11 protein-coding genes are annotated in these 12115 nt (G+C 40.1%); 7 read left to right on the forward strand and 4 right to left on the reverse strand.

From position 1 onward, the window contains the following. Positions 1-34 precede the first annotated feature (34 nt). The 5 genes from BUB35_RS09870 (at position 35) to clpB (ending at position 6464) form a co-directional block, all read left to right on the forward strand. A complete protein-coding gene (locus BUB35_RS09870; RefSeq protein ID WP_072851342.1) occupies positions 35-1399 on the forward strand; it encodes a sigma-54 interaction domain-containing protein in 1365 nt (454 codons plus the stop codon). A gap of 218 nt (positions 1400-1617) precedes the next feature. Then, on the forward strand, positions 1618-2121 hold the full coding sequence (locus BUB35_RS09875) for an RNA polymerase sigma factor (RefSeq protein WP_072851344.1): 504 nt from the start codon (positions 1618-1620) through the stop codon (positions 2119-2121). Beyond that, on the forward strand, positions 2102-2731 hold the full coding sequence (locus BUB35_RS09880; RefSeq protein WP_072851346.1) for a zf-HC2 domain-containing protein: 630 nt from the start codon (positions 2102-2104) through the stop codon (positions 2729-2731). Before BUB35_RS09875 ends, BUB35_RS09880 begins: the two co-directional genes overlap by 20 nt. Before the next feature lie 166 nt (positions 2732-2897). Continuing rightward, a complete protein-coding gene (locus tag BUB35_RS09885) occupies positions 2898-3584 on the forward strand; it encodes a tetratricopeptide repeat protein (protein WP_072851348.1) in 687 nt (228 codons plus the stop codon). A 291-nt stretch (positions 3585-3875) separates the two neighbouring features. Then, entirely contained in the window at positions 3876-6464 is a 2589-nt protein-coding gene (gene clpB, locus BUB35_RS09890; protein WP_072851350.1) for an ATP-dependent chaperone ClpB, read from the forward strand. Between the two features lie 95 nt (positions 6465-6559). On the opposite strand, the gene BUB35_RS09895 is transcribed toward clpB, so the two are convergent. Next, on the reverse strand, positions 6560-6739 hold the full coding sequence (locus tag BUB35_RS09895; protein ID WP_022254111.1) for a hypothetical protein: 180 nt from the start codon (positions 6737-6739) through the stop codon (positions 6560-6562). Positions 6740-6857: 118 nt separating this feature from the next. Between BUB35_RS09895 and BUB35_RS09900 the strand changes: the two genes are divergently transcribed. After that, positions 6858-7514 carry a YigZ family protein gene (locus tag BUB35_RS09900; protein ID WP_072851351.1) on the forward strand — a complete coding sequence of 219 codons (657 nt, stop codon included), beginning with the start codon at positions 6858-6860 and terminating at the stop codon, positions 7512-7514. 299 nt (positions 7515-7813) lie between these two features. Here BUB35_RS09900 and BUB35_RS09905 read toward each other — a convergent pair whose 3' ends face one another. Beyond that, positions 7814-9409, reverse strand: a complete 1596-nt coding sequence (locus BUB35_RS09905; protein ID WP_072851353.1) for an N-acyl-D-amino-acid deacylase family protein — start codon at positions 9407-9409, stop codon at positions 7814-7816. A gap of 25 nt (positions 9410-9434) precedes the next feature. After that, the gene (locus tag BUB35_RS09910) at positions 9435-10634 is read right to left on the reverse strand and encodes a DUF819 family protein (RefSeq protein WP_072851355.1); all 1200 of its coding nucleotides are present in this window, start codon (positions 10632-10634) and stop codon (positions 9435-9437) included. A gap of 145 nt (positions 10635-10779) precedes the next feature. On the opposite strand from BUB35_RS09910, the gene BUB35_RS09915 reads away from it, so the two are divergent. Continuing rightward, positions 10780-11754, forward strand: coding sequence for a LysR family transcriptional regulator (locus tag BUB35_RS09915; protein ID WP_072851357.1), 975 nt, complete (start codon positions 10780-10782; stop codon positions 11752-11754). Between the two features lie 38 nt (positions 11755-11792). On the opposite strand, the gene BUB35_RS09920 is transcribed toward BUB35_RS09915, so the two are convergent. Further along, positions 11793-12115: integrase core domain-containing protein (locus BUB35_RS09920; protein WP_072851359.1), on the reverse strand; the 323-nt coding region annotated here is incomplete at its 5' end.

Below are 12115 nucleotides of genomic sequence, written 5' to 3' on the forward strand. Positions count from 1 at the left end.
TAACCCCCAGTAGAATTTTCAGGAGTGAGAAACCATGAAAAAACAAAATCAATATCCCGTTGCAACAGAGGATTTATGGCAAATCATCGAAAATCTTCATGATGAAATTATGGTATACGACAATGACTACCATTTGGTTTTTGTAAATAAAGCGGCTGAAAGACATTATGGAAAAACAGCAGAGGAACTGATTGGGACGCATTTTTCACAATTGGATGAAACTTACTGGGGCAATTCCACATTACCTGAAGTATACGAAAAAAAGAAGATGGTCGCAAAAAGGCAGATTACAAATCTGGGACTGGACATCATCACCATCTCTGTTCCTATATTCGATGAACAGGGGAGTATCAAGTATGTAGCCCAAAATGTCAATGATATTTATAATTACAACAAAATGGGCAAAGCGGAAGAAGCTTTTCTGGAAATTACAGATGGAACAGAACCCCGGGAAGAAAGCTTTTTGTATGCCAGTGAGAATATGAAAAGCGTTATGGAAACCATTGAGAAGATCAAAAATGTCAAAAATCCATGTCTGATTCTGGGAGAAACGGGAACAGGCAAAACATTTCTGGCAAAATATATGCATCAGCAAAGTATCCGCAAACACAAACCTTTTGTTGCTGTTAATTGTGCCTGCATGAACCCAAACCTCATTGAATCCGAATTGTTTGGCTATAAAAAAGGGGCGTTTTCCGGCGCGAATACCGCAGGCAAAAAGGGGATTGTGGAAATTGCAGATGGCGGAACACTGTTTCTGGATGAAATATCGGAAATTCCCTATGATTTGCAGGGGAAACTGCTTCATTTTATTCAGGATCAGGAATTTATGGCACTGGGAAGCGAAAAGAAGCAGAAGGTGGATGTGAAAATTATTGCGGCAACCAATCGTAATCTGGCTGATATGGTAAAAGCCAAAACATTTCGGGAAGACTTGTATTATCGGCTCAATGTTTTTGAAGTTTCCATTCCGCCTTTGCGTGAGAGAAAAAATGATATCGAAGTCCTGATTCGACACTATTTGGAAAAATATAATGAATGTCATTTTCGAAATCACACCCTTTCCGAAGATGCTATGGAAATTCTGCTCCGCTATAAATGGCCTGGCAACGTACGGGAATTATCTCATGTCATGGAAAAAGTTGTGGTGCTGACAAACGGCAAAGAAATCAAAGCGGAAAATTTACCCAAAATGATTTTTGATATTGGGGAAAATAAATATGAAGAAAAACAGGATATAACTTCTGAAAAGAAAAGTCTGCGGGAAGCATTAGAAGATGTGGAGCGCAAAATGGTGCAGGAAGCTTATCAGAAATATCAAAACAGCGTGAAAGTTGCCCAGGCTTTAGGTGTCAGCCAGCCAACAGCATATCGACTGATTAAAAAATATATTCCTTAAATCATGGGAGGAATGGTAGTTTTTTAAAAAAAATTTCTGTGTCCGATTCCTTGTATACAGATACTATGAAAAAGCTTTTTTATGGAATTCTAAAACGGTAGAAAATTTGGTGTGTTCTTACAGCCGAATTTCCTACCGTTTTGTTTGAGACTTTTTTCAAAAAACTTGTAATGTTTTCAAGCTTCGATTGTTATTATAGTGAAAGGTGGTGAAAATGGGTGGACTTTGAAAGTGTATATCAACGATATTTCAAAGATGTTTTTCTATTTTTACGAAGTATATCGGCCAGCGAAGATTTGGCAGAAGAAATCACGCAGGAAACTTTTACAAAAGCACTGAAAGCAATTGATACTTTTGATGGCAGAAAAGATATACGCGCCTGGCTGTTTACCATTGCAAGGAATACATACTATACCCATTGTAAACGCCAGAAAATATATGTTGCAGAAGAGATAGAAAAGATGCCTCTTATCAGTCAGATATCTTTTACCAGTAAAATCGTGGATGAGGAAAGTGCGCTGCTTGTTCATCGTTTTCTTCATCACATGAGAGAGCCATATAAAGAGGTATTTACTTTGCACGTATTCGGGGAGCTTCCTTTTGAAAAGATTGCTGCGTTATTTGGAAAAACACCCAATTGGGCGCGTGTGACATTTTATCGTGCGAAAAAAGAGATTATCGAATATATGGAGGGGATAGAGAATGGAAAAAATCAGTTGTAGTATTGCGAAGGATTTATTGCCGTTATATATAGAAGGAATTCTGAGCGAAGAAACGACACAGGTTGTTGAGATGCATTTGCAGACTTGTGAGAATTGTAAAAAGGATTTTGAAATCATGCGTCAGGACTTTGTTTTTCCGTCTGCACCCAAAATTCAGGAAGAAAATGAAAAAATATTAAAAGAACTGAAGCATCAGCTAAAAATCAAGAGAATATTGACTGCGGTTGTGGCAGTTTTTGTAACCATTGCTGTTATCATATCAGGTTATATGGTATATACGAATGTGGGGGAGGTATATGATTTTTTCACGGAAGATAACATGGTTGTATTACGTGATATTCATACAGAAGATGCGTGGAAACCAGTTGATTTTAATGGAGAGGAATATTTGAACTATGACCATCTGATCTGCAAAAAGAAGATGGTCGTCCACATTGACAGTACATCGGCAGTTACTTTCAGAATCAGTGATACAGAAGGGAATATCGTCATAGATGAGCAGACCCTTGAACCGGGAGAGAGTGCTTCCCTAAAAGAATTGAAACGCAATACAGACTATCAAGTGGAAGTAAAAGCAGATGGGGATTTTGTGATGATTCGAATTATATAATTGGATTTGATAAAAGATAAGAAGGTTCTACTGTAATCAAATATTGCAGAAGAACCTTTTATCGTTTTGGTTTTTTCTATAATTAAGAATTTTGAAATAGATTCTTTTGGACCTTTATGGTAAGATTCAAAAATAAAAGGGCATAGAGAAATAAGGGGGAACGCGAATGAAGCGCATTATGAAGATTTTTATCATTGGTGTTTGTATCGGCATCGTCGCATTACTCATTCAAAAATCATTTCATATTGATGAGGATGTTTTCATGCGTGGCTATTACATCGCCGCGATTGTTATTGTAATCGGCGCTGTGTTATTTAATATATTGTATAACCGATATTATTTTAAAAAGGTAAGAGTCCTGTCGGAACAACTGCTTGAGGTAAAGCCACAGGCGTACATTGAAGGAATGCAGGCATTGCTGAAAACGGCGAAAGGACGATATTTGCAGAATACCCTGCGCTTAAATCTGACAGCGGGATATATGGAGCAAAAACGATTTAAGGAAGCCGTTGAAATACTGGAAGGATTGTCCGAAAAACAAAGAAAAGGTGCTGTTGTGAATGTGGTTTATTGTATCAACCTTTTCATTTGTTATTTTGAAACCAATCAATATGAAAAAGCAACCGCGTTATATCAGGCAAATGTGCAGCTCTTTCAGAAGTTTCGGGGAGGGAAAAGCTATGGCGCCAATATTGCGATCCTTGATACATTGATGGCCATCATGAAAAAAGATTATCAGGAAGCGGAAGATTTACTGGAAAAAGCAAAACAGATATATGATGCACCACCATTTCAGAAAGCTTTTCAAGAAATTTCCGGTAAGTTAGAGGCAATCAAAGGAGAATCTACATAAATATCAAAAAACTGTTGACACTCATTTATATGTGGAATGTCAGCAGTTTTTTATTTTGAAGATTTGCGGCTGGGAGAAGAATCAAAGAGGAAGGAAGCCTGAAAAGTCCGCTATGTTTGTGCAAATAATGGAAAAATGCATAATAAATATTGATATTTTTCGGAAAGTTTGTGCAAAAAGTTTTGTTAGCACTCTTTACAAGTGAGTGCTAACAATGTATAATAATATCGTATTCAAAAGGAAATAACCTAAATTTTGAATAGATTCTAAATGGAGAAAGGTGGAATGGTTATGAACTTACAAAAATTTACACAGAAATCTCTGGAGGCCATTCAGAACGCCCAATCTATGGCAGTGGAATACGGTAACCCCCAGATGGATCAACAGCATCTGCTGGTTACATTGCTGACGCAGGATGAAGGTTTGATCCCCCAGCTGATGCAGAAAATGAATGTGAATGTAAACGGTTTGCTGCAGGCAGCAGAAAACGAAGTCAAAAAACTGCCTCGTGCAACAGGCGGACAGACATATGTTTCTTCTGACTTGGAAAAAACACTGACAGCAGCAGAAAAACTGGCAGAAAACATGACAGACGAATATGTATCCGTAGAACATATTTTCATGGCAATGGTGAACAGCCCCAATGCGGCGCTGAAAGAAATTTTCCGTCAGTACAACATCACAAAAGAAGGCTTTATGAAAATTCTGGCAACCGTACGTGGCAACACCCGTGTAACCAGTGATTCTCCTGAAGCAACTTATGATGCTTTGAAGAAATATGGTACTGATCTGGTGGAAAAAGCAAGAAGCAAAAAACTGGACCCTGTCATCGGTCGTGACGATGAAATCCGTAACGTTATCCGTATTCTGTCCAGAAAAACCAAAAACAACCCTGTGCTGATTGGTGAACCCGGTGTTGGTAAAACCGCCATCGCAGAAGGTCTGGCACAGCGTATTGTGAAAGAAGATGTTCCCAACAGCCTGAAAGACAAGACCATTTTCTCTCTGGATATGGGCGCCCTCATTGCAGGTGCAAAATTCAGAGGCGAATTTGAAGAACGTCTGAAAGCTGTTTTGAATGAAGTCAAAAAGAGCGAAGGCAAAATCATTCTGTTCATCGATGAATTGCATACCATTGTTGGTGCAGGGAAATCCGATGGCGCCATGGACGCAGGTAACCTGCTGAAACCTATGCTGGCAAGAGGGGAACTGCATTGTATCGGTGCAACCACACTGAATGAATATAAACAGTATATCGAAAAAGATCCTGCTCTGGAACGTCGTTTCCAGCCTGTTATGGTAAACGAACCTACCGTAGAAGATACTATCGCAATTCTGCGTGGTCTGAAAGAACGGTATGAAGTATATCATGGTGTAAAAATTCAGGACCAGGCTATGATTGCGGCTGCAACATTGTCCAACCGTTATATCTCTGACAGATTCCTGCCAGATAAAGCCATCGACCTGGTGGATGAAGCTTGTGCTATGATTCGTACAGAAATGGATTCCATGCCTACAGAACTGGATGTTATCCAGAGAAAAATCATCCAGCATGAAATCGAAGAAGCAGCTCTGAAAAAAGAGGATGATAAACTGTCCAAAGAACATCTGGAAGAAATCCAGAAAGAACTGGCAGAAATGCGTGACCAGTTTGCAACTTTGAAAGCAAAATGGGAAAACGAAAAGGATGCCATTGGTGTTGTTCAGAAACTCCGTGAACAGATCGAAGATGTCAATGCGGAAATCGAAGCAGCTGAACGGAAATATGATCTGAATAAAGCCGCAGAACTGAAATACGGCAAACTGCCTCAGCTGCAGAAAGAATTGGAAGAAAAAGAACGGGAAGCTGAAGAAAACGGCAATAAGAATACATTGCTGCGTGATAAGGTAACCGAGGAAGAAATCGCTCGTATCATTGAACGTTGGACAGGTATTCCTGTAGCCAAACTGATGGAAGGCGAACGTGAAAAACTGCTGCATCTGGAAGATATCCTCCACGAAAGAGTGGTAGGGCAGGATGAAGCCGTTCAGAAAGTTGCGGAAGCAATCCTGAGAAGCCGTGCTGGTATCCAGAGCCCGAACAGACCCATTGGTTCCTTCATGTTCTTGGGTCCCACAGGCGTTGGTAAAACAGAACTGGCAAAAACATTGGCAGAATGCCTGTTTGATGATGAAAAGAATATGGTCAGAATCGATATGACTGAATATATGGAAAAATTCAGTGTGTCTCGTCTGATTGGTGCGCCTCCTGGATATGTAGGTTATGAAGAAGGCGGTCAGCTGACAGAAGCTGTTCGGAGAAAACCTTATTCCGTCATCCTGTTCGACGAAGTGGAAAAAGCACATCCCGATGTGTTCAATATTTTGCTGCAGGTATTAGATGATGGTCGAATCACAGACTCTCAGGGCAGAACCGTTGACTTCAAGAATACTGTTATCATCCTGACAAGCAACCTGGGCTCTAATTATCTGCTGGAAGGCATTGATGCCAACGGCGAAATCACCCAGGAAGCAAGAAATCAGGTCGAAGAATTGCTGCATCATTCCTTCCGTCCTGAATTCCTGAACAGACTGGATGAAATCGTATTCTACAAACCTCTGACAAAGGATAACATCACTCATATCATTGACCTGATTATGAAAGATCTGAACAAACGTCTGGCAGATAAACAGCTGAAATGTGAACTGACAGAACGTGCGAAAGATTATATCGTAGAAACTGGTTATGACCCTGCCTTTGGTGCAAGACCTTTGAAACGTCTGGTACAGCGTGACATCGAAACACTGCTGGCACGGAAGATTATTGCTGGTGATATTGATCAGGGCACAACTTTGGTTGTAGATGTAGAAAACGGTGAATACAGCATTACAGCAAAATAATATCTGTTCTTTGCAATGACCTCCAAAGAATAGAGAAACCCCATGGAATGACAGAAAACTGTTGTTCCATGGGGTTATTTTTTTGTAGGGAAACCTTATTTCTTTTTCTGTTCTACGGTACTTACAAAATTCCGCAGGTCTTCCATGGAGCAGATGGAACTGCTGTTGTTGGATAATGCGATTTGCGTAGTGTCAGGTAAGCCTTTGTAAAAATGTTTTGCCCGTTCGTTGTGCAGCAGTAAATCTGCGAGATCCTGATATTTTTGTCCAGCCATGTTTGTATACCTCCTTTTCGTTTGTCAGCATTATTCTGCGCAAAAAATATGGCTTTTATGCGGTTTCTTTCTTGAGTGGATTGCAGCTTTTTGGTATACTAAAGCAAGGTGATTGCTTATGTTGAAAAAATATAAAACCATTTTGGCACAGGCGGAAGCGGAAATTGTGGAAAAGAAATCCCGTTTTATTGCGACTGTTTGCCCAGTCAAAACAGAGGAAGAAGCCAGAAGTTTTATCGATGAATTGAAAAAGAAATATTGGGATGCAACCCATAATGTTTTTGCCTATCAGATTGGTGAAAGAAATGAAATCCAGCGTTTTAGTGACGATGGTGAACCACAGGGCACAGCGGGTATGCCAGTGTTGAATGTTCTGAAAGGGGAAGACGTGAAAGATACTGCCATTGTGGTAACCAGATATTTTGGCGGTACTCTTCTTGGAACCGGCGGTCTGGTGCGTGCTTATGGCAAAGCTGCAAAAGAAGGATTGTTGGCAGCTGGTATTGCGGAATTGGTGCTGTATAGCCGTTATTTTGTGACGGTGGATTACACAGATTCTGGAAAAGTACAGTATGAAATTTTGCAGGATGGTCATGTGCTTCATGATACCCAGTATACCGATCAGGTGCAGTTTTGCGTGCTGGTAGAATCGGAACAGTCTGAAGCTTTTGAAAAGAAGATGCTGGATATCATGAAAGGCAAACAGGTTGCGGAAAAGATGGATGAAGTCTTTGGTGTTTGGCAGAATGAAACATTGCAGCTTATGGAACAATGACAGAGCAGATGGTATGAATCTATTTTTGCAGTGTAAAGTCAATAAGAAGTCAGCATGAAAAAAGCAGGCTTCCTTTAAAGATAACATTCTTCAGAAGAAAATATATCTGATAAAGTTATTGTAAAAATAAGAAAGCTGGAATCCTTTGTAGCATAAGGATTTCAGCTTTCTTTGTTTTCATGCGGAGATTCTGACTTTTTCGTAATGTCAAAAGCCCTTTATGGGGAGTATAAAGGGCTTTTCAGAGAGAGAATCTCGGATATGTAATCCGAATATGGGAAGTTATGTGCTATTTCGTTTTATTTGGTATGATGCAGTAGGATTTTTCCGCCGTGTTGCCCTGTGAGGCTGCCGTTTTCGTAAACCACTACCCCATTGACAATGACGGTTTCTATACCTTTGCATACTTGATTAGAATGTACATAGTTTGGAGTATCTTCTAATTGTTCCAGATCAAAAATATTGATGTCGGCATCATAGCCTTCTGCCAGAATACCTTTGTTGGAAAGCATTGCACGGCTGGCAGGCAGAGAAGTCATTTTGCGGATAACATCTTCCAGAGCCATGAGATTTTTTTTCTTATGGAAGTGACAAATAGCGCGGACAAACGTACCGAAAGAGCGGGGATGCGCTTTTTCTTCCATAGCACGGCAAATGCCGTCAGTTCCTACAACAGTATGGGGAAAGGTGAATATCCGGTTCAGGTCTTCTTCAGACATACAATGGTAAATGGCTGTCCCTACACCGCCATTAATGACCAGAAGGTCACAAAGGGTGTCAAAAGGATCAATGCCTTTTTGTGCCGCATAATCGCTCAAGAACATGCCTTCTGCTTCATGGGTTACAGGGCAGGAGGAAATAAAAACACCTGCGTATCCACCACAATTTTGAACATAGTTGTCAAAAGGCGTTTTTGGATATTCAATTTCAGCTTTTAATTTTTTTCGAATATCTGGGTCTTTCAGCTTTTCTGCCATTGCTGGAATGCCTTCGGTGAAATACCAAGGGGGGATACAGGCATTCAAATGGGTCATGGAAGCGGTATATGGATATTGATCCAAAGTGATGCGAATGCCTTCTGCAATAGCATCTTCTACCAGTTTCAGTGTTTCTTGGGACAATCCCCAATTTGGCTTACCACAGACTTTGTGGTGAGAAATGCTGACGCGTACACCACTTTGTCTGCCAATTTCAATGGCTTCTTTTACAGAATTGACTACATCATAAGATTCATTGCGCATATGTGTAGCATACAGTCCATCATATTCTGCAACCACTTTCGCAAGTTCAATGAGTTCTTCTGTTTCTGCATAAGCACTGGGTGTATAGATCAGGCCGGAACTCATGCCAAGGGCACCATTTTCCATACATTCTCGCAGTAATGTTTTCATTTGCTCCAGTTCTTCCTTTGTAGGCTTTCTGCATGCATATCCCATAACTGCAAGGCGCAGAGAACCGTGACCTACCCAAAATTTAATGTTTGCTGCAAGAGGAACTTGTTTGGCATATTCTAAATAGCGAGCAAAGGTTGTCCAGTTTGGCATGTCATCAGGATATGTGGCTGTTCCAACAGAGAGCAGTGTTTGATATAAATCTAATTTTTCTGGTCTTACAGGAAACATGGAAGAACCGCACTGACCAGCGATTTCTGTTGTGATCCCTTGAGAAACTTTGCATAATTTTGCGAAATCCTGACCAAGCACCATGTCGCCATGGGAATGAAAATCAATGAAGCCAGGACAGACAATTTTACCGGAAGCATTGATTATGCGAGCGGCAGATTCTTTGTCTGTATGAAATGTAATCTTTCCGCCTGAAACACCAATATCACCTATATATGCTTTTTTTCCTGTTCCATCAATGATAGAACCGTTTTGAATCAGAATATCTAACATGTTGAAACCTCTTTTCTTTCATTGTTTAAGCGCCGAAAATATTTCCGATAAGCACGCCGATATAATTACCGATGATGTAGCCGTAAAGACCTACCAGTACACCGGGAACGACCATTTTTTTCTTACCCATGCTGATGGAAAGGGCAGCAGCAGTAGGAGGACCGCCAATGGCGGCAATAATGCCAACCATCATTTCTTCCAAGTCAAATTTAAAGATTTTGCCGATGGAGAATACCAACAGACACATGACAGAGAATACGATGCAGAATGCGCAGATAATCAGACCGCCGTATTGAATGATCTGTACAAGGTTTGCAGAACAGCCAATGGTTACAAACCACATAAGCAGCATGATGTTCCCCAGTTCATCAGAACCTTTTACATTGGACATGAATTTGGGGAATACCGTTGCAACGATGATAGTCAGCAATGTCATGACCAGATAAACGCTGCCAAAGAGCTGCTTGATGATAAAATTGCTGCTGTTTGCATTGATGGCACCAGAAATCAGTTGACTGACACTGACAATAAAAAATGTGATTGCCATTGCCTGCGCAATGTCTTTCAAAGAAATGCCTTTACTTTTCCAGTACATGGCTGCTTCTGTTGTTCCGTAAGGATTGCCGCCTTTTGCTAATTCTTGTTCATATTCATCAATATGAGGATGATTGAATTTTGTACGGAAGAAGCGTGTACGACAAAATTGTCCGAAAAAGAATACAATCATAGCAACTGTAAAATTACCAACCAACCCAAGACCATTCAGCATGTCTGTAGGTACGTCAAAAATCTGTGTGACTGCAACAGCATTAACGGTACCGCCTACGGCTGCAGCACTGTACATAGCAGAGAATTTTGCGATATTGTCTACATTTCTGAAAATCAAAGGCAGCAGGCAGGATGCCAGAAAAGCACCGACTGCACAGTTGTTGAAGATCAAAAATGTAGTACCGCTGGATTTGTAGATTTTTCGAATATCTGATTTGAAGAGCAGCAGAGGAATAGCAAGTAATAATAATATATTTTCGATGCTGTCATAAACAGGGGAAGTAAATGGTATGATTTTTAAATTTGCCAGAATCATACCGCCTGCAATACACATGACACAGCTGCTGATACGTGCGCCCCATTTCCATTTCTGCTCAATGGTGATGGTTATGGCTGTTACCAGAACAACGACCATCCAAAGGTATAAAGTATCGTCTGCCTGAATCCAAGATGTCATAATCACACACCCTTTCTGAAATAATCCTTCATTGCCACCAACCGATTGGATAAGTTTATTATATGTGAAACAAGGGTAAAAAAGGTAATATGTAAAACTGGCACGGGTTATAAAAATATGTTATAATATAACGGGAGGTGGAGTGATGAAGATTGAACAGATACGGCAGGTATTAAGCATTTATCAGTCAGGTTCCATTAACAAAGCGGCGCAAAATTTATTCCTATCACAGCCATATATTAGTAATTCTTTGAAGTCACTGGAACGTGAGCTGCAGCAGAAAATATTTATCAGATCTTATAATGGAATCCAACTGACCGAGTTTGGAAAAATATTTATCCAAAATGCGCAGGGATTGTTGAAATATGCTGATCAGATAGAGTATGCGGCGAAAGATTTTTCCGCAGCACAAATTCCGTTGTCATTTTCTGTATCAGTTTCTTATCTTCTGTTTGCCCAAGTGGTTTTTCGGGATCTCATGGAACGCTACGAAAATTCAGCTGTCAATTTTCGTTATAACCAGACATCTGTGTCTGAAATTCTCATGGATGTGTATGACCGTTCTGTGGAACTAGGATTGATTTCAATACCTACCATTGATAAAAGAAAATGGCTTGCCAAAATGGAAATTGATGATATTATTTATGAACCGATTTATAGCAGTAAACCAGCAGCGATGTTTTCTGTTCATCATCAGGCTGAAAGAGATCAAAAGGAAATAAGCATCAAAGAATTGCATGAATTCCCTTTAACGATTATTGCTGAAAAATTTCCTATTTTGGATGTTGTGAATAAAAAAATGCGCACAGTTATGGGAGCAAAAACATTGATTGAGGTAAATGACAGAACAACTGCTCATGAGTTTATCCAAAATAAAAATGCTTATGCCTGTGTTGTAAATTGTACACCAGCTTACAAAAATGTTCCATTCTTTTCGTATGCACAGGTTTTGCCTATTAAAGATGCGCCATTTGATTTTGAAATTGGTTGGGTCTATAGAAAGGATACGTATCATTCAGCACTGGCAGTTGAATTCATGCAGAAAATCGAATCATTATTTTTAGATGAAAAAGAAAATAATGAAAAACATAAGGGAAAAAAACTTGATAACGATAGATGATGACATTTTTGTATGTTATTTAGGGGTTTGTGGGTTTGTCAAACATATGTTACACCCTCCTTAATAAATTCCTTCAGGACAGTCTGTGGGGATTTCCAACCCAGAGGTCTCATAGGGAACAGATTATAGTCCCTACGGTTATAGACTTGGAGCTGCCTGGAAAAGTCCTCAAAGGAATAAAAGGTATGGGTGGCATAAAACCGCTCGTTATCCTTCCGGTGGCTGCGTTCCACTTTCCCGTTATGACGGGGTGTGAAAGGACGGATCAGTTTATGACGGATTCCATGCTCCTTTAGAGTTCGCTGAAAAGCTGTTAAGGTCACCTGTCCGGGAGTTGAGAATCGCTTTGTGAATTCCATAC

Source organism: Anaerotignum lactatifermentans DSM 14214, from assembly GCF_900142265.1.
Taxonomy (GTDB): domain Bacteria; phylum Bacillota; class Clostridia; order Lachnospirales; family Anaerotignaceae; genus Anaerotignum; species Anaerotignum lactatifermentans.

What these genes read in the sequence shown, in the direction of transcription:
- BUB35_RS09870 (WP_072851342.1), top strand. Translation starts at nt 35, where the DNA reads ATGAAAAAACAAAATCAATATCCCGTTGCAACAGAGGATTTATGGCAA.
- BUB35_RS09915 (WP_072851357.1), top strand. Translation starts at nt 10,780, where the DNA reads ATGAAGATTGAACAGATACGGCAGGTATTAAGCATTTATCAGTCAGGT.
- BUB35_RS09895 (WP_022254111.1), bottom strand. Translation starts at nt 6,739, where the DNA reads ATGGCTGGACAAAAATATCAGGATCTCGCAGATTTACTGCTGCACAAC.
- BUB35_RS09910 (WP_072851355.1), bottom strand. Translation starts at nt 10,634, where the DNA reads ATGACATCTTGGATTCAGGCAGACGATACTTTATACCTTTGGATGGTC.
- BUB35_RS09880 (WP_072851346.1), top strand. Translation starts at nt 2,102, where the DNA reads ATGGAAAAAATCAGTTGTAGTATTGCGAAGGATTTATTGCCGTTATAT.
- BUB35_RS09885 (WP_072851348.1), top strand. Translation starts at nt 2,898, where the DNA reads ATGAAGCGCATTATGAAGATTTTTATCATTGGTGTTTGTATCGGCATC.
- BUB35_RS09905 (WP_072851353.1), bottom strand. Translation starts at nt 9,409, where the DNA reads ATGTTAGATATTCTGATTCAAAACGGTTCTATCATTGATGGAACAGGA.
- BUB35_RS09900 (WP_072851351.1), top strand. Translation starts at nt 6,858, where the DNA reads ATGTTGAAAAAATATAAAACCATTTTGGCACAGGCGGAAGCGGAAATT.
- clpB (WP_072851350.1), top strand. Translation starts at nt 3,876, where the DNA reads ATGAACTTACAAAAATTTACACAGAAATCTCTGGAGGCCATTCAGAAC.